General features: G+C 43.2%; 15 protein-coding genes. 7 read left to right on the top strand and 8 right to left on the bottom strand.

The window, feature by feature from the left end; translation table 11 throughout:
- Positions 1 to 56 precede the first annotated feature (56 nt).
- The 6 genes from QE404_RS05735 (at position 57) to QE404_RS05710 (ending at position 7,543) form a co-directional block, all read left to right on the top strand.
- Positions 57 to 2,900, top strand: coding sequence for a heavy metal translocating P-type ATPase (locus QE404_RS05735; RefSeq protein WP_307447748.1), 2,844 nt, complete (start codon positions 57 to 59; stop codon positions 2,898 to 2,900).
- Between the two features lie 45 nt (positions 2,901 to 2,945).
- The gene (locus QE404_RS05730; RefSeq protein WP_307447745.1) at positions 2,946 to 3,674 is read left to right on the top strand and encodes a DUF72 domain-containing protein; all 729 of its coding nucleotides are present in this window, start codon (positions 2,946 to 2,948) and stop codon (positions 3,672 to 3,674) included.
- An 85-nt stretch (positions 3,675 to 3,759) separates the two neighbouring features.
- Entirely contained in the window at positions 3,760 to 3,981 is a 222-nt protein-coding gene (locus tag QE404_RS05725) for a hypothetical protein (RefSeq protein ID WP_307447742.1), read from the top strand.
- 143 nt (positions 3,982 to 4,124) lie between these two features.
- Positions 4,125 to 4,784, top strand: coding sequence for a YggS family pyridoxal phosphate-dependent enzyme (locus tag QE404_RS05720; protein ID WP_307447739.1), 660 nt, complete (start codon positions 4,125 to 4,127; stop codon positions 4,782 to 4,784).
- A 56-nt stretch (positions 4,785 to 4,840) separates the two neighbouring features.
- Complete coding sequence (locus tag QE404_RS05715) at positions 4,841 to 6,025, top strand: sigma-54-dependent transcriptional regulator (protein ID WP_307447735.1); 1,185 nt, start codon at positions 4,841 to 4,843, stop codon at positions 6,023 to 6,025.
- A gap of 150 nt (positions 6,026 to 6,175) precedes the next feature.
- Positions 6,176 to 7,543 carry an MATE family efflux transporter gene (locus tag QE404_RS05710; RefSeq protein ID WP_307447732.1) on the top strand — a complete coding sequence of 456 codons (1,368 nt, stop codon included), beginning with the start codon at positions 6,176 to 6,178 and terminating at the stop codon, positions 7,541 to 7,543.
- 333 nt (positions 7,544 to 7,876) lie between these two features.
- Here QE404_RS05710 and QE404_RS05705 read toward each other — a convergent pair whose 3' ends face one another.
- On the bottom strand, positions 7,877 to 8,380 hold the full coding sequence (locus QE404_RS05705; RefSeq protein WP_307447729.1) for a GNAT family N-acetyltransferase: 504 nt from the start codon (positions 8,378 to 8,380) through the stop codon (positions 7,877 to 7,879).
- A gap of 37 nt (positions 8,381 to 8,417) precedes the next feature.
- A complete protein-coding gene (locus QE404_RS05700; RefSeq protein WP_307447727.1) occupies positions 8,418 to 9,014 on the bottom strand; it encodes a Crp/Fnr family transcriptional regulator in 597 nt (198 codons plus the stop codon).
- Between the two features lie 85 nt (positions 9,015 to 9,099).
- Here QE404_RS05700 and QE404_RS05695 point away from each other — a divergent pair, with 85 nt between their 5' ends.
- Positions 9,100 to 9,789 carry an HAD family hydrolase gene (locus tag QE404_RS05695; RefSeq protein WP_371935241.1) on the top strand — a complete coding sequence of 230 codons (690 nt, stop codon included), beginning with the start codon at positions 9,100 to 9,102 and terminating at the stop codon, positions 9,787 to 9,789.
- Positions 9,790 to 9,930: 141 nt separating this feature from the next.
- Here QE404_RS05695 and QE404_RS05690 read toward each other — a convergent pair whose 3' ends face one another.
- The 6 genes from QE404_RS05690 to QE404_RS05665 all read right to left on the bottom strand — a co-directional run bounded on the left by QE404_RS05690 (position 9,931) and on the right by QE404_RS05665 (position 17,692).
- Positions 9,931 to 12,333, bottom strand: coding sequence for an alpha/beta hydrolase family protein (locus tag QE404_RS05690; protein WP_307447721.1), 2,403 nt, complete (start codon positions 12,331 to 12,333; stop codon positions 9,931 to 9,933).
- A 332-nt stretch (positions 12,334 to 12,665) separates the two neighbouring features.
- Positions 12,666 to 13,094 carry a DoxX family protein gene (locus QE404_RS05685; RefSeq protein ID WP_307447719.1) on the bottom strand — a complete coding sequence of 143 codons (429 nt, stop codon included), beginning with the start codon at positions 13,092 to 13,094 and terminating at the stop codon, positions 12,666 to 12,668.
- A gap of 66 nt (positions 13,095 to 13,160) precedes the next feature.
- A complete protein-coding gene (era, locus tag QE404_RS05680) occupies positions 13,161 to 14,036 on the bottom strand; it encodes a GTPase Era (RefSeq protein WP_307447715.1) in 876 nt (291 codons plus the stop codon).
- Positions 14,037 to 14,117: 81 nt separating this feature from the next.
- Positions 14,118 to 14,957 carry a sugar phosphate isomerase/epimerase family protein gene (locus tag QE404_RS05675; RefSeq protein ID WP_307447712.1) on the bottom strand — a complete coding sequence of 280 codons (840 nt, stop codon included), beginning with the start codon at positions 14,955 to 14,957 and terminating at the stop codon, positions 14,118 to 14,120.
- A gap of 79 nt (positions 14,958 to 15,036) precedes the next feature.
- Positions 15,037 to 16,440: a carbohydrate porin gene (locus QE404_RS05670; protein WP_307447709.1), complete on the bottom strand. Its 1,404-nt coding sequence runs from the start codon at positions 16,438 to 16,440 to the stop codon at positions 15,037 to 15,039.
- 4 nt (positions 16,441 to 16,444) lie between these two features.
- Positions 16,445 to 17,692 (bottom strand): sugar MFS transporter, encoded by a 1,248-nt coding sequence (locus QE404_RS05665; RefSeq protein ID WP_307447706.1) that lies wholly within the window; start codon positions 17,690 to 17,692, stop codon positions 16,445 to 16,447.

The following is a 17,692-nucleotide window of genomic DNA, read 5'->3' as shown; positions in this document are numbered from 1 at the left end:
TATCTGTAACAGGCTTCGGCATTCATTTTGGAAATTTGTTGTAAATTGATACTGCAATGCAAAAACAATATACAATTCTTGGGATGAGCTGTTCGGGCTGCCAGAAAAAGGTTTCTGAAAAACTGAACAGTCTTGAAGGGATACAGGCAGAAGTAAATCTGGAAGACCATACGGTTATACTGAAATCTGATCAGCAAATTGATCTGGGCACCATAAACAAAAGTTTACAGGAAGCGGGGAATTATATATTGAAAGACCCGGATGTCCCTGAATCTGAGTTTGTCAAACCACAAGACAGGGTTTCTCCATCTTCTGTATACTACTGCCCTATGGAATGCGAAGGGGATAAAGTATACTTCCAGCAGGGCAAGAGATGCCCGGTCTGCCATATGTATCTGGTTCCTGTAGAAGAAAAATTATCCAAAGATCCGAATCATAAACCTGCATTTTCCAAAACCCACCTTCCACAAAACTTCAAAGAGAATATAGGCAAATATTATTGTCCGATGTTTTGTGAAGGAGATAAGGTCTATGATGAAAAGATTGATTGTCCAGTTTGCCATATGCATCTGGAAGAGATTACGGAAGCGCTTGTTCACAATGCCGACTCTCAGCATAACCATCATCATACGCATCATCATGAAGCGAAGGAAATATCTGATGATATGGCGGGAAGATATTATTGTCCTATGTATTGCGAGGGAGATAAGACCTATGAAACAAATGTCGGCTGTCCGGTCTGCGGCATGGACCTGGTGAAATATCCTGAAAAGAAGGTAGCACAGTATACCTGTCCCATGCACCCGGAAGTCATCCGTAATGAACCCGGAAGCTGTCCGATATGTGGTATGGATCTGGTGAAAGTTCCGGATCAGAATGATGATGGTGAAGACAAAACCTACCAGACCCTTAAAAAGAAGCTGATCACCTCCCTAGTTTTTACTATCCCTGTTTTTGTACTTTCTATGGGGGGAATGGTGATTGACCTTCCTTTTTCCCACACCATTCAGGGATATATTGAACTGATACTGACTCTTCCCGTGATTTTTTATTCCGGATGGTTCCTGATGAAAAGGGGCTGGACTTCATTCAAAACCCGCAACCTGAATATGTTCAGCCTGATCGCACTGGGTGTTGCAGCAGCGTTCCTGTTCAGTATAACGGCCTTATTTTTTCCGGATATCATTCCTCATGAAATAAGCAATCACAATCATGAGACCCCGCTTTATTTTGAGGCAGTCTGTGTGATTTTAACACTGGTTATTTTAGGCCAGCTTATGGAAGCGGCAGCCCATAAAAAGACTGGAAATGCTATCCGCGAACTGATCAGCCTCTCTCCCGACGAAGCTCATCTGATTGTAAACGGAGAAGAAAAAAAGGTCCTGCTATCCCAGGTAAAAAAAGGTGACCTGCTCAGGGTGAAGCCGGGAGAAAAAATTCCTGTTGACGGAATCATTACGGAAGGCAATTCATCCATTGATGAAAGCATGATTACCGGTGAACCTGTTCCTGTGCAGAAGGAAAAAGGTGATCAGGTTTCTTCCGGAACCATCAACGGTAATCAGGTATTCATTATGAAAGCTGAAAAAGTGGGTGAAGAGACATTACTCGCCAACATCATCAGAATGGTCCATGAGGCTAGCAGAAGCAGGGCACCCATCCAGAAACTGACGGATAAGGTGGCTAAAGTTTTCGTACCTGCAGTCATTGCTATATCAATACTCACGTTTATCCTGTGGCAGTTTTTCGGGCCCGAAGGCAAAAGGACGTTATTTGCTTTTGTGAATGCAGTGGCCGTCCTTATTGTGGCCTGCCCCTGTGCATTAGGCCTCGCGACGCCAATGTCCCTTATGGTAGGTATCGGGAAAGGTGCCGGAAACGGAATCCTGATCAAGAATGCCGAGGCGCTGGAACATATGAATAAAGTCAATGTCCTGATAACGGATAAAACGGGGACTTTAACGGAAGGTAAACCTTCTGTAGAATCTGTTGAGACTATCGATCGTTCAGATCGTAATGAGGTTATTACCATAGCCGCTTCTTTAAACCGGAACTCCGAGCACCCATTGTCAGGTGCAGTCCTAAGAAAAGCTCAGGAAGAACAGCTTACTTTAGAAAAAGCGGACAGTTTTGAAAATATTTCAGGTAAAGGCGTCAAAGGGAAAATTAATGGGAAAACGGTTTACCTTGGCAATGAAGACTTATTGATCTCAAATGGAATCGAAATCCCCGCAGCACTCAGGCAAAAAGCCTCGGAAGTCCAGTCTGGAGCGCACACAGTTTCTTATGTGGCTCAGGATACTGAAGTCATAGGTTTTATAAGCTTTACGGATAAAATAAAAGACACCTCTGCTAAAGCCGTGGAACAGCTTCTTAAGGAAGGTGTAGATATCATTATGATGACCGGTGATAATGAACATACTGCCAAAGCTGTGGCAGATGCATTAGGCATCAAGCATTTTAAAGCCAGCTGCAGCCCCGAAGATAAACTGAATGAAGTGAAACGGCTGCAAAAGGAAGGTAAAATTGTAGCGATGACTGGAGACGGTATCAATGACTCCCCTGCCCTTGCCCAGGCTGATGTGGGCATAGCTATGGGTACCGGAACCGGTGTAGCCATCGAAAGTGCGGAAATTACTCTGCTGAAAGGCGACCTTTCAGGCGTTGCAAAAGCTAAACTCCTGAGCGAAAAGCTTTTAAAAAACATTAAGGAAAATTTATTCTTTGCTTTTATTTATAACGTACTGGGTATACCTGTAGCGGCAGGATTATTGTACCCGTTTTTCGGAATCCTGCTTTCACCGATGATTGCCGCTGCGGCAATGAGTTTTAGTTCATTGTCCGTAATTCTGAATTCCTTACGGCTGAATTCCGTGGATTTAAGTGGCAGCAAAGGGTAAGCATCAACACCTGCCTCAGGCAACCACTTAAATAAATTAAATTCTATGAAGAAAGACCATCTTTATATTGGATGTTCAGGATTTTATAATACCGACTGGAAAGGGGTTTTATATCCTGCCGATGCTACGAACAAAGATTTTCTCAGCCTATATTCCAAGACGTTTAATGCCGTAGAAATCAATTCCACTTTTTACAGGAAACCTACTTTAAAAACGTTGCAGAAATGGGCAGATGACACACCGGATGAATTCAGCTTTTTCATCAAGATACCGAAAACCATAACCCATGTAGCACGTTTGGAAAACTGCGATAATGAGATCAGGGATTTTTGCAGCCATATTTACGGAGGCCTTAAGGATAAGCTGGCGGGATTTCTGTATCAGTTTCCTCCTTCCTTCAGTAATACCCCTGAAAATATGGGTTTAATCATAAAAACCATTGATCATAACTATCTGAATGCTGTTGAATTCCGGCACGAATCCTGGTGGACCGACGAAGTTTTTAAAACCATGGCAGCGCATAAGATTGTTGTTTCCGGAGTAAGCTTTCCAGGGAATCTGCCCGAAGAAGTTATCAGTAATCATCCCGAAGTGTTGTATTACCGGCTGCATGGCAAACCTGTGCTCTATAAATCCGAATATCCTGAAACGTTCCTCAGAAATCTGGCTGACGAAATCAAGTTGCACAATAAAAAGACGTTTATATTCTTCAACAACACCTGGGGAAGCGCGGCGATCCACAACGCACTGTATCTAAAAAAAATAACAGGATAGTTGTAATTTTTACGTGCTGTAACAGGCAAGATCTAAAGAATAGCCCTCTTTTTGCTTTGGTAAGAACACACTAAAACAAAATATTATGCAATTTATTGATTTTACCACCGATCATCTGACGTATGATGACGGATCACAGAAGTACTACATTGAAATCCCGAAAGATGAAATTGGAGACGCCGACATTACCGTACAACTGAAACAGGAAGACGGCACTTATGCAGAAATGGACTCTGACATTGAGGCAGATTTCAATACGGTGAGAATTTCTATGGACATCCCTGTTGATTTCCGGGTACAGTTCTGACCATTTCTGAATCCATAAAGACGTCAGGATAATCTGACAAAATACACCTTACAGGAAACAATACCTGTAAGGTGTATTGGTTAATTAAGATCTAAACGGTGAAAACGATTGTTTTTTGCCTTTAAAATTCAGAAATTTGCGCTATGAGCATTCAGGAAAACTATCATCATATCAAAAATCAGCTTCCGGAGCATGTGCAGCTGGTTGCCGTTTCCAAAACCCATCCCGTTTCAGCCATCAGTGAGGTTTATGATCTCGGACAGAGAATATTTGGAGAGAATAAGGTTCAGGAGCTGACAGAAAAGCATTCTGAGCTTCCACAGGATATTCAATGGCATCTTATAGGCCATCTGCAGACCAACAAAGTTAAATATATTGCCGGTTTCATTGATACGATCCAAAGTGTCGATTCCGAAAAGATTCTAAAAGAAATTAATAAAGAAGCGGCCAAGCATAACCGCATCATAAAAGTGCTCTTGCAGGTAAAGATTGCCGAAGAAGACACCAAATATGGATTAACTGAGGATGAAGCACGGGAACTGTTCCGGCAGTTTCTGAAAGGGACATTTCCCAATATTGATATTACCGGACTCATGGGCATGGCAACATTTACAGATGATAAGGCACAGATCAGGAAAGAATTCATGAACCTTAAAACGCTTTTTGATGATTTCAGCCGAGATAAAGTATTGGAAACACTTTCTATGGGAATGAGTGATGACTTCCCTGTCGCAATAGAATGTGGTGCCAATTCGGTGAGGGTGGGCTCTGCGATTTTCGGGCAGCGGGATTATGCCTCATAGACATTTAGGAATAGTTTTTGCTGCTCATGAATGAAAAAAATTCTAAATTTGCACCTATGCAAAAAATCCTTATCGTAGAAGACGAAAAAGCCATATCCGGAGTTCTCCAGAGTATTTTATCTGATGAGCTTAGCGGATATGAGTTTACAATTGCCGAAGATGGTCTTGAAGGCTATAAACAGATCGAAAAAGAAGACTTTGCGCTTGTTATTTCAGATATAAAAATGCCTAAACTTTCCGGGACTGAACTGCTGAGGCAAAGCCTGAACCTAAAACCTGAAAGTACTTTTATCATGATTTCCGGGCACGCGGATATAGATTCTGCAGTATCCTGCCTGAGAGAAGGAGCGTACGATTTTATCTCCAAGCCAATCGATATCAACCGATTGATCACCAGTGTTAAAAATGCCTTAGCTAAAGAAACGCTAAAGAAAGAGAATAAAAACCTACAGACCGAAAATAAGACCTTAAAAAGAAAAGTCAGCAAAAAATACCAGATGATCGGTGAATCTCTTGCATTGAAGAAGATTCAGGATATGATCGAAAAGGTAGCTGCTTCTGATGCAAGGGTACTGATTACAGGCCCTAACGGTGCCGGTAAGGAACTGGTAGCCCATGCTATCCACAGTCAAAGTGACCGTGCCAAAGGCCCAATGATTGAAGTAAACTGTGCGGCGATCCCTTCTGAACTGATCGAGTCTGAGCTTTTCGGACACGTGAAGGGTTCCTTTACAGGAGCGATCAAAGATAAGCAGGGGAAATTTGAACAGGCGACCGGAGGAACCATTTTCCTGGATGAGATTGGTGATATGAGCCTTATTGCACAGGCTAAAGTACTGAGAGCTTTGCAGGAAAGTAAAGTTTCGCCGGTAGGAAGCGATAAAGAGATTAAAGTAGATGTAAGGGTTCTTGCAGCTACCAACAAAAACATGCAGACGGAAATAGAAGCCGGAAGATTCCGTGAAGATTTATACCACAGATTATCTGTTATTGAAATCTATGTACCGCCATTGGACGACAGAAAAGAAGATATCAGATTGCTGGTGGAACATTTTTCCGGTATTATTGCTGATGAACATGGTACAGCTGTGAAAAAATTTGACGACCAGGCCATCGACGCACTTAAAGCATTGTCCTGGACCGGAAACATCAGAGAATTAAGAAACGTTGTGGAAAGATTGATCATCCTGGGCGGTAATACCGTTTCGGCAGACGATGTTGCAAGTTTTGTAAGAAAGTAAAAATAATTCTTATACATTATAAAAATTGCAGTATCATTGATTACTGCAATTTTTTTGTTTACACTACTAAACAGAGATACCAAAAACCATCATACAGTCTGATCTTAAAAAAAGACTTGCAATCTAAACCATTATGAATTAAAAACACTCATGAACTTTTTAAATAAAAACTATACTAAAGAATGCTTAACCCTGGCACTTCCAGTTATGCTGACGCAGGTAGGACAGGTTTCGGTAAACCTGTTTGATAATATCATTGTCGGGCAATTGCTGGGCGCTGATGCACTGGCTTCCGTTTCATTGGGAAACGCAGTATTTTTCTCCATGTTTGTGCTTGCCCTGGGATTTTCTTTGGCCATCCCGCCTCTGGTATCTGAAGCGCACTCCAAGCATGACCACGCTACGATCAACTCGGTGTTCAGCCACGGATTTGTTATAAATCTAACCGTAGGAATTCTGCTTATGGGAGTATTGCTGTTGGGAATGCCCCTACTCTATCATTCGGGGCAGCCGGAAAAGATCATTCCGGGTACAGTGGACTTCCTTACGATTATGGCCATCAGCATCGTTCCTTTTATGGCGTTTCAGACGTTAAGGGAGGTATCTGAAGGATTGTCGTACACGATAGGCGTAACTAAGGCAACCATTATTGCCAACATCATCAATATTGTGCTGAACTATATTTTTATCAAAGGGCTTTTCGGACTTCCGCCAATGGGTGTACGGGGATCAGCGCTGGCCGGGCTGATCGCCAGGATTTTCATGGTGGTTTTCCTGTATATCGTACTTCTGAAAGAAAAGAAAACGCAGCGGTATATCAAAGATTTCACGCTGAAACTCGAAGTCTTTTCTAAAAAGATGTTTGACAGGATGGTGAGACTGGGGCTTCCTACTGCCATGCAGATGTTCTTTGAGGTAACGGCTTTTGCCGGAGCAGCCTTCATCTGCGGACTGATTTCCGCACATGATATTGCTTCCCACCAGATTGCCCTGAGCATGGCTTCTTTTACCTTTAATTTATGCGTTGGGTTCAGTGTCGCCTCTACCGTCATGATCGGTAGAAAACTTGGCGAACAGAATTATGTAGAACTAAGAAAAGTAGGCATTAATAACCTGAAAATCGCTTTTATTTTCATGTGTGTCTGCGGGATCACTTTTATTCTCGGACGGCACATTCTGCCGACCTTTTTTACAAAAAGCGAGGAAGTGGAAGTAATTACGTTGGCGTCCAAACTGATGATCATCGCAGCCCTGTTCCAGCTTTCAGACGGTATCCAGGTGACTGCACTGGGCTCATTGCGGGGCATTCAGGATGTTAAAATCCCGTCTATCTATACGTTCATTGCCTACTGGGTCATTACGGTTCCGCTCGGTTATTTTCTTTGTGTCACACTAGATATGGGAGCCTTCGGAATGTGGATCGCTCTGGGACTGGGCCTGACAATTTCTGCGGTGATGCTGGTAAAACGGTTCCTGAATATGTCTGAAAAGAAAATCAGGCAGGCGGAAGGAATTTAGATTTTGGATTCTAAATTTTGAATTCTAGATTTGAGAATATATAACTAGGCGGTCTTCGGACTGCCTTTTTTAATAGGATGCATCAGTGTTGAGAAGGGACATTCTATTTGAAATCAATGGATCTCAGATTCACCATATGATCCGGCTGCTGCATGAAAATCTTATAGAATGACAAAAATGTCGGACCGTCATCAGCCTAGCCCCGATTGAACGGCATGTCTGAGCTCTTTCACCTGTTTTGCGGCGGCTTTGCCGCCGCAAAACAGGTGAAAAGCGAGTAGTGAAAGCGGGAATCAGCTCCTGAAAATCTACAAGCAGGCTAAGAACTGTAATTTATCCGATTCTCTTCCCTAAAATGACCAGTGTACGCTCTACTCCATCCAGTACCGCCACATCCGGAAATACGCCCCAGTCCTCAAACCCGAAATGCCTGAAAAGCTTTAAACTGGGTTCGTTATGCAGGAAAATAAATCCCAGCAGCGTCTTCACCCCAAATTTCCCTGCTTTATCAATGCAATACCGAAGTATTTGCTTTCCATATCCTTTCCCGCGGCAGTTTTCATCCATATAGATGCTTACTTCCACAGTCCCGCTGTATGCCGGACGGCCATAAAATGAAGAAAAGCTGACCCAACCCAGCATATTATTTTCCGCATCTTCCACAATCCAGAGCGGCCGTGTTTCTGTATTATGCTCATGAAACCACTGCACCCTGCTCTCTACCGATACAGGTTCCCTATCAGCCGTAACCATTCTGGAAGCGATGGTAGAATTATAGATCTCAACAATTTTCGGCAAGTCACCAGGAACGGCATTCCTGTACATTAGTTCATTCATAAAGAGCAATAGTTTGATGCAAAGATAAGAGAAGATTTTATTTTTCCCCAGCTTCCTTTTCAGCATTGCTGTTATCCTGAATCTCTTTTAAGGCCCTGTTCAGGCTCCTTACGGTGATCCCCAGGTAAGCCGCCATATCTTCTTTGGAAATTTCCATTTCACGGGATTTCAAATCAAGCAGCTGGCTAAGCGTGTGTTCTGTGGTGTGGAGCTGCTGATAAGACGCTCTGCTTGATGTATTGACGATACGTTCGGCAAAAACATCCAGCAGAAAATGATTCAGCGTCAGATCCTTTTTCAGCAAAGTCTGGAAATACGGTATCGACATAGCGTAGACGGAAACCTCGGTCATAGCCTCGATACTGCATAGGCAGGAAACATTTTTAATGACCTCGATTTCACCGATGATTTCACCTTTTCCTAAAAACTCAACAATATATTCCTTATCATTTTCTTCAACAAAATAGCATTTGGTAATCCCGCTCTTTATAAGCATAATCTTTGTGGATTCCTGGTGCTGGGTGAGGATTCTGTCCCCTTTGTCGTAAGACCTCAGCGTAATATGTTCCTTATGAGCCTGATTCTGATACAGCCCTTCCATATAATCTAAAAACGGTTGATTGGTTCGCAGCATATACTTGTCGGGACAAATGTCCTTTTCTGATTTGTTTTTTATTCTGAATTTTATGCCCGAAAAATACAAAATCTAAGTTTAACATATTATGAATTCTATCAATACCATCGCTTTTGATGCAGATGATACACTCTGGGTCAATGAGCCTTATTTTCAGGAAGCCGAAATTGCGTTCTGCGAACTTCTTGAAGAATACCTTCCTCACGATACCGTTTCTAAAGAACTGCTGGACACTGAAATCAGGAATCTTCACCTGTATGGATATGGGGTGAAAGGATTTATGCTGTCTATGGTGGAAACAGCGACCAGGATTTCAAAAGGAGCCGCTCCATTGTCGATGATAGATAAAATTATCGCCATTGGACACGACCTGCTGCAGAAACCTGTAGAACTTCTGGACGGAGTAGCTGAAACGCTGGACCAGCTGAAAGGGAAATACAGGCTGGTGGTAGCCACGAAGGGTGACCTGCTGGATCAGGAACGGAAGCTGAAAAAATCGGGATTGCAAAACTATTTCCACCATATTGAAATTATGAGTGATAAAAGAAATACAGACTACCAGAAGCTGATCAGGCATCTGGACTGCCGCCCGGAAAATTTTCTTATGATCGGGAATTCAATCAAGTCAGACATCCTTCCTGTCCTGGAAAATGGAGGATATGCAGCCCATATTCCCTATCATATCACCTGGGCACACGAGCATCATGAGCATAAGCCTGAATCGGAGCGATTTATGGAATTTAAAAACATCCGGGAGGTTTTGGAATGTCTTTAACCCTAATGTATGAGCCGCTTAATCTAATGTATGGGAAGAATCTTATTTTATTAGATGAAAAGATGAATCAGTACAATAGGATCAAAATTGATCTTAAAGCTTATGTAAAACAAAAAACCGTTCATATGAACGGTTTTTTCTCTATTTCTTCAGGCATTTCTCCAAGAACTGATCCTGTTCCCAAAGCAGATGCAGGATATTTTCTTTGGCAGCATAACCATGCGCTTCTTTTGGTAACAACACCATTTTTACCGGTGCACCCAGGTTTTTGAGGGCCTGGAAATACCTTTCGGTCTGCAAAGTAAATGTTCCCGGGTTGTTGTCGGCATCCCCGTGAACCAGCAGTAAAGGTGTTTTCATTTTATCGGCATTCATAAACGGCGACATCGTATTATAAATTTCCGGCACATCCCAGTAATTCCTCTGCTCGCTCTGGAATCCGAATGGCGTCAGTGTCCTGTTGTAGGCACCGCTTCTGGCAATTCCGCAGGCAAAAAGTTTGGAATGCGTCAGAAGGTTAGCGGTCATGAACGCACCATAAGAATGGCCTCCCACGGCAACTTTTTTACGGTCGATGTACCCTAACTGGTCTACCGCGTCAATTGCAGCTTGGGCATTGGCTACCAGCTGTGGAATGAATGTATCATTCGGCTCTGCCTTTCCTTCCCCGATGATCGGGAACGCAGCATCATCCAGGACTGCATATCCTTTTGTAGTCCAGTACACGAAAGATCCGTAATACGGGAATGTGAAGTCATTGGGGTTCTGGGTATTCTGTCCCGCCGTGTTTTTATCTTTATATTCGGTAGGATATGCCCAGATCAGCAGCGGAAGTTTTTCTGTTTTCGCTTTTCTGTCATAGTTGGCAGGAAGGTAAAGCGTCCCTGTTAGCGTCACGCCGTCATTTCTTTTATAGGTAATTACCTCTTTATACACATCTTTAATGCTTTCAAAAGGATTGGCAAATGCCGTTACAGCTGATGCTTTTCCGGACTTAATGTTTTTCCTGAAATAATTCGGATACTGGCTGGCTGACTGCTGGATCGTCAGGATTTCCCCTTTCGATGGATTCAGGATGTCTATGATCTCTTCCTTGGCATTTTTGATATTCGAGGTATACAGCCTTTTCTTTTTCAGGCTGTTCATGTCCATTTCATCGATGAACGGATGCTGGCCGTCTTTAGTGAACCCCGCACCGATCAGATATGATTTTCCGCCTTTCATATCCACAACATATCTCCCGTACTGGTTCTTCGTGGTATTGAAATTTCCCGGGTCGCTGTATACATCCTGATAATTGCGGTCATCGATAACTTTTGACTGACCATTGTTCAGATCTATCAGGTAGGATTTTGTATTTCTGGTATCATACCAACCTTCGGAAACAATTGCGTAATGATCGTTCGTCCAGCTTACATCTTCATATCGCTGCCTGGTTTTGAAAAATGATTTTGGGGCCGTATTGAATGGTGCCTCCCAGGTGAAAATCTCGTCCCTGAAATCCGCACTCTTAGACTGGTCGCCACCGTCAAGGGCTTCAGTATACACCAGGGTGGCAGGCATGTCGCTTCTCCATCCCATATCCCTTTTTCCGGTTCTTACGGAGGAGAATCCTTTCGGCATGATTTCATTCAGCGGGATTTCGTTCACAACCTTTACGGCATTTCCATTCAGATCATAGACTGTTGTGGTCATCGGGAAACGGCTTAAAGGCACAATATAGGAAAACGGTTTTTTAATGGTGGTGGCCATCAGGTAATTCCCGTCCGGCGAATAGCTCAGTCCGGTATACATATCCTGATCTTTGATTTTTTTCGTATTTCCGTTGAGATCCACATTGTAAATCTCGGAAGCTGTCAGGATTTCAAAATTTTTCTCATCCTGCGGGTTTTTTAGAAGATCCTGGTAGGTTCTGTTCTGGGAAACTTTACCATCGGAAGTAGAAACTATCGGGCCTGTCGGAAGATCCTTGCTTGCATCTATCAGAGCGGGTCTATTTTGCGGAAGCATTTTGATCAACAGGTTCTGGGAGTCTTTATTCCATACATACGGGCTCCCCAGGTTGGCATTCAGGTTATCGGAAGTGATTTTTTTTGCTGTTGCCGTTTCCAGATCTACAATCCAGAGTTCCACTCCTTTGGCTGTGGTATTTGTAAATGCCATCTTCTTTTCATCCGGTGAGAACGAAGTATAGGTGATCTTCGGATTGGATGGCAGATTTTTAACCTGGATTTCCGTTTTATCATTCAGTTTTCTAACTTTCAGATTGTTGGCATAGCTGGCTGTACTTGAAATATTGGTTACCGGGTTGATCCTTAATCCGCCGAGCTTCATTTCCTGCTGGCTAAGGTCTTCCAGTGTTTTGTAAGTCGGGCGGTAGGTGAAAACAATCCAGTCTTTTTTACTGTTCATCAGCACGCTTGGCGGGCGTTCATAATCGGCAAGTTTCAGGATTTCTGCCGAAGGTTTCTGGTAAGTGATACTTTCCTGGGCATCATAAAAGTTAAGGAAAGCCAGAAGGCAGATGGTTAATTTTATTTTCATTACGATCTTCTTTTGCAACGAATTTAATGAATTTTATGGCGAACAGCAATAGAGGAGATGAGATTCAGCAGATATAAAGACGATGCGAAAAACTGTGATCTATTGGCAGTGAAACAAAAGATGGTTTTAATTTGAATCGGGATCCCGAAAGATGTTTCTTTCATTTTAATACAAAGAGTTTGTGAAACGAGCATATGATCAGAGCAAACCAGGCAACCAACCAGCTTCAAAATGATGGGAAGAAATACTCATGCTTCCAGCCTTAATCTGTCATTCTATAGAGCATAAAAAAACAGCAGGGAAAAACCCTGCTGCTTATATTTTAAAACGGATCACCAGTCACTGGCTCTTTTTCTTTTTTCAATCATATGATCTACTGAAAACTTACCGGCCCCGAATACCATCAGCATCAGATAGATGGAGAGGTAAACCAAGCTCATTTCCTGTTTTTCAAAAGGATCGGCTGAATGAACCACAAACCCTGCAATCAGCATCGTAAAGATCTGAAACCCTAAAGCAATCCTGGAAAACAGGCCCAGGATAAGCAGGATCGAGCAGACAAACTCAGCAAACACCGTAAGGCCCAGAGTAACCTGCGGCCCCATTCCCAGGAAGTTATAGAAATCTGTTTTGCCTTCAATAAGCATCTGGAGCTTGGGAAATCCGTGCGAGAGCATAGCAAAGCCGATAAATACCCTCACTGCCAATAAAATAATATCTTTTACAACTGAATTGGAGTTTGCCGTGTTTAAAGAGTTCATTAAGCTAAAATTTGATTAAAGATAGCGAAAAATCTTTTATTAGAACGGGATATCAGGCAGTTTAGTCTACCTGTAGCCGAAATTCTTCAGATCCCGGTCGTTTTTCCTCCAGTCTTTTTTCACTTTCACAAAAAGGTTCAGGTGGATCTTTTTATTAAAGAACTTTTCAAGGTCCAGTCGGGCTTCTGTTCCCACTTTCTTAATGGCTTCCCCTTTATGACCAATGATGATCCCCTTCTGAGTATCCCGTTCCACATAAATGATGGAATCGATGAAAATAATCCCCTCCTTTTCCTTGAACTGCTCAGTGACCACTTCTACGGAATAAGGAATCTCTTTTTCATAATTCAGCAGGATTTTCTCACGGATGGCTTCATTCACGAAGAATCTTTCCGGCTTGTCTGTATACTGGTCTTTATCATAATAAGGCGGGTTTTCAGGAAGCATGGATTTCAGCTTGGGAAGGATGATATCCGTGTTGAAAGCATTCAGTGCAGATATAGGAAGAATTTCCGCTTTTGGAATCCTGCTGTGCCATTCTTCAACCAGTTTTTCAAGACCCTCCTGATCAGTCTGATCCACTTTATTAAGCAGGAGCAGTACAGGTACAGGAATCTTGTTGAGTTTTTCAATCAGGAATTCTGAAGGCTCTGCTTTATCTGTAACATCAACGATAAATAAGAATACATCCGCATCCTGCAGGGAATCCTTTACAAAATCCATCATTTTTTCTTGAAGCCCGTATTTCGGGTCCAGTACTCCTGGTGTATCCGAAAATACGATCTGCAGATCCTCTTCATTATAAATTCCGAAAATCCTGTGTCTTGTGGTCTGAGCCTTCTGCGTAACAATCGCCAGTTTCTCCCCCATCAACTGGTTGAGCAAGGTAGATTTTCCGGCATTGGGCTTACCCACTATATTTACAAATCCTGCTTTGTGCATAAAAAATTATATTGTGAGCTGCAAAGTTAAGAAAAACAAAATTGGTCTCCTGAAATTAAGTCCGGTTTTACCGGGTAAAAACTAAAGGCAGTTCGATTTCATAAATTCCAGGCTTCCTGCGGCAAGCTCATCCGCATCATATGGAGATGTTTGCCATAAGGAAACCATCTGCTGCATTCCGGGAACGGATGATGAAAAATTTTCGAGCACCAGGTTTCCTTTAAAATCAATGGCTTTCAGTGCGCTGAACAATTCATCCCAGTTGACGGTGCCTTCCCCCAGCATTCCGCGATGTGATTCTGTCATATGGATATGCTTCAGCTTATCCCCTGCTTTCATGATGGGATCATAAAAATTATTCTCCTCAATATTCATATGAAATGTATCAAGGTGCACAAAGAGGTTGTCTTTTCCTGCAGCATTGATCAGATCAAGGACATTCTGCGCAGTGTTGCAGACATAGCTCTCATACCGGTTAATGGGTTCAATGGCGATTCCAACGCCTTTTTCCCGGGCATAATCTGCTGCGTGGCTCCAGACTTCCGTAATGATGCCAGCTTCCTGATCCGTCAATGGATTTCCGGAAAAAACACCGATGCCTCCATGCAGCACACCACCCAGCAGATCAGATTCGAGTGCCGCCGTAATATCGATGGCCCTTTTTATCAGTTGTTCAGCACGCTCAGGATAAAAAGCAATATGGGCTTCTTTGGGCAGGTTCAGGGAGCAGACCACATTTAAATGATGAGAGTCGAGCTGTTTTTTAACTTCAGCCGCATTGAAATCCATAGAAGGGGGAAGCAGGATTTCAATCAGGTCAAATCCTGCATGTGCCGTCTTTTCTATGGCGTATTTTCCTGCTTCAGGCGTCCAGACCGGTGTGATCCATGAGAGCAGCGAAGCCCCGAATTGTATGTCCATACTATTATTTTTTGGTTTATTTATCGATCAGCAAATTTGTTAAGTAGCCTATTCGCTTATTTGCTTTTTAGCTTATGCTCTAAAACACCCACCATTCTGTTCTTACACCCAGATACGTTCCGTATCTTTTAGCACCGGAATGTTGGAGAAAAGGCGAGTAAAGGGTTTTCATCGCTTCATCATTGTACCGGGAAAGCTCGGCGATCAGCCTGATGTGCGGTCTTGCCCAAACACTTCTTTCAGCAGTAGGAACAATAGTAGGAGCCAGCACAAGCTTCACCATGGAAGCCGGATCCTGGGTTCCGTTTTTCCGGACTCCATAATGAAGTTCAGACAGGATATGGAACCAGTTGTTGAAGTAGTACGTTGCCCTCACCCCTGTATTGAACTCGGATTTTTTATTAAAAATATCCCTTTTATAGTAGTCAACAGCCTTATCATTGCTGTCTGCTCCGCCTTTACTGGCGGTAAAAACAGCATATCCGTTCAATGACCACCGGTTTGAAATATTGAACAGCACATGTTCAACCGCGGTAAAGGAATAGGCTCCCTTATACGTTTGCGTCTGCGCATCCGGAGCTCCATAGGTCCTCCAAGTCTGGGTATTTCCGTTATCACCACCATTAGCTATTCCGGTTCCATACCGTACAGAGAACTGATTGAAGGATCCCGGAAGAGCTGTCTTTATTCCGGTATTAAGCTTCGCACCGATCACCCATCCGTTATCTGACGGATATTGTTCTACGGCATTTTTTCCTGTATTGTCCACATGGTGGAATTCTGCCAGCAGTTTCAGGCTGTTATTTTTAAACGGAAGGGTATGTTCCAGGACAAAAACTTCCCGTTGACGGTAGATCAGGTTTTTGGCTCCGCTGATGATATTGGTGTACGAGTACGGCGTTGAATTGCTCGATGCCGTATCAATCACTGCCGGGAAGAACATAGAAAATCTTGTGTTCTTATGTTTTACTCCCCAACCCGTCGCCGAATGGTCATCAAAATAGAAATAATCGGCAATATGGATGTCGTCATATCTCAGCCATCTTGAACCGGCCCATACATCCCAGTCACTTCCCATGATATTTCTGGCTTCTACGAAAGCTTCCGGTAAAGCGACGATCATTCCCTGGTTGGATTTGGTGTCCACATTTCCAAGAAATGTTCCTCCGGAATAAAAGCTAAGCCTGGCCTGCATGTCTATTTTGGTGCTTCGGGAACTGTCTCCTCCTGCTACCGGTGTAAAGTGGAAAGCAGGCAGGAAATCCACATAATCCCCCTGATCCATCCTTCCCCCCAGTGATCCCTGATTGTTCAGATTCAGCTGACGGCCTGTTTTCCCATCCGCATTGGGTGAATATCCGGCTCCTATTCTTCCTGTCGTTCCGAAAGAAAATTTCTTATTGGTAATGACAATCTGGGCATAGGCAACCTGGCTGATCAGCAATACAATAGCCAGGCAGCCTTTAAACATAATATGTTTCATCGGATTACTTCAGGGTTTTAGGACGGTAATATTTTAAAGCAAACAGAATGATAATAACGTAACAGATGATCGGCAGTAAATAAGCATGAGCTACATCAGTTTCTGCTATACGTCCCATAAGCGGCGGAAAGACAGCTCCTCCGAACATCGCCATTACCAGGAATGAGGAAGCCTGCTGAACTTTGCTGCCGAGTCTCTTTAGACCAAGGCTGAAGATAGTCGGATACATCACGCTCAGGAACAGGTTCAGCATAATAAGGCTGACAAACGATACCCATCCAAAGCTCTGCGAAATGATCAGGCACAGCACAATGTTGCAGGCCGTGAAAATCGCCAGCAGCTTATTGGGTGCAATATACCGCATCAGAAAAGTCCCGATAAACCTTCCGATCATCATCATAGCCATGCTTAAGGAAAAGTAATACGATGCCTGGGTCTCCTGAAGGTGCATTTTTTCTACACCGTAATTGATAAAGAAAGCCCAAGTACCTCCCTGTGCTGCAATATTGAAAAACTGTGCGATAACAGCCCAGATAAAATGCCTTTGTTTCCATAACGGAGCATCAGGATTGCTTTCTGGTACCCCGGCATCATTACCTGCGGCATGGTCCAGCAATTCAGCTTCTTCAGCGTGGGGATCTTTGAGGCTCGGTACTTTTATAAATGAAAAAGTAATGGCCAGGAAAAGGATAACAATCCCGATACACGTATACAGGCTTTTTACAGAATCCAATGAATGGTCATCACCTGCTCCTCCGAAAATGAACACTCCTCCTAAAAGCGGCCCGACAATAGCACCTAGACCATTGAAAGACTGTGCAAAATTAACCCTCTGGTCACTCGTTTTTTCATTCCCCAGGGCAGCGACAAAAGGATGGGCAACCGTTTCAAGGGTAGCCATTCCCAAAGCCAAAATAAACAGGGCTATTCTGAAGAAATCGAATGAAGCATGGTTGGCTGCAGGAACAAACAGGAAACATCCGCCGGCGAACAGCACCAGTCCCAAAATAACGCCCATTTTATATCCGAATCTTTTCATGAAATATCCTGCCGGAATCCCCATCAGGGCATAAGCACCGAATATGGACAGCTGCACCAGCCCGGACTTTGACTTGGAAATATGAAGGACATTCTGGAAGTGTTTGTTCAGGACATCCCCCATGGTAAGGGCAATGGCCCAGAAAAAGAAGAGTGAGGTAACGAATGCCAGTACGATCACATATTTTTTTTCGGTAAATTTAGCTGAGTTCAT

The organism is Chryseobacterium camelliae, assembly GCF_030818575.1.
Lineage (GTDB): Bacteria > Bacteroidota > Bacteroidia > Flavobacteriales > Weeksellaceae > Chryseobacterium > Chryseobacterium camelliae_A.
Note: the sequence above shows the minus strand (reverse complement) of the source record. Positions and strands in the feature narration are given on the sequence as shown.

Excerpts from the sequence above, each read along its gene's own strand:
- QE404_RS05735 (WP_307447748.1), top strand. The coding sequence starts at position 57 with ATGCAAAAACAATATACAATTCTTGGGATGAGCTGTTCGGGCTGCCAG.
- QE404_RS05685 (WP_307447719.1), bottom strand. The coding sequence starts at position 13,094 with ATGAACTCTTTAAACACGGCAAACTCCAATTCAGTTGTAAAAGATATT.
- QE404_RS05705 (WP_307447729.1), bottom strand. The coding sequence starts at position 8,380 with ATGAATGAACTAATGTACAGGAATGCCGTTCCTGGTGACTTGCCGAAA.
- era (WP_307447715.1), bottom strand. The coding sequence starts at position 14,036 with ATGCACAAAGCAGGATTTGTAAATATAGTGGGTAAGCCCAATGCCGGA.
- QE404_RS05730 (WP_307447745.1), top strand. The coding sequence starts at position 2,946 with ATGAAGAAAGACCATCTTTATATTGGATGTTCAGGATTTTATAATACC.
- QE404_RS05710 (WP_307447732.1), top strand. The coding sequence starts at position 6,176 with ATGAACTTTTTAAATAAAAACTATACTAAAGAATGCTTAACCCTGGCA.
- QE404_RS05725 (WP_307447742.1), top strand. The coding sequence starts at position 3,760 with ATGCAATTTATTGATTTTACCACCGATCATCTGACGTATGATGACGGA.
- QE404_RS05715 (WP_307447735.1), top strand. The coding sequence starts at position 4,841 with ATGCAAAAAATCCTTATCGTAGAAGACGAAAAAGCCATATCCGGAGTT.
- QE404_RS05700 (WP_307447727.1), bottom strand. The coding sequence starts at position 9,014 with ATGCTGCGAACCAATCAACCGTTTTTAGATTATATGGAAGGGCTGTAT.
- QE404_RS05720 (WP_307447739.1), top strand. The coding sequence starts at position 4,125 with ATGAGCATTCAGGAAAACTATCATCATATCAAAAATCAGCTTCCGGAG.
- QE404_RS05670 (WP_307447709.1), bottom strand. The coding sequence starts at position 16,440 with ATGAAACATATTATGTTTAAAGGCTGCCTGGCTATTGTATTGCTGATC.
- QE404_RS05690 (WP_307447721.1), bottom strand. The coding sequence starts at position 12,333 with ATGAAAATAAAATTAACCATCTGCCTTCTGGCTTTCCTTAACTTTTAT.
- QE404_RS05665 (WP_307447706.1), bottom strand. The coding sequence starts at position 17,692 with ATGAACTCAGCTAAATTTACCGAAAAAAAATATGTGATCGTACTGGCA.
- QE404_RS05675 (WP_307447712.1), bottom strand. The coding sequence starts at position 14,957 with ATGGACATACAATTCGGGGCTTCGCTGCTCTCATGGATCACACCGGTC.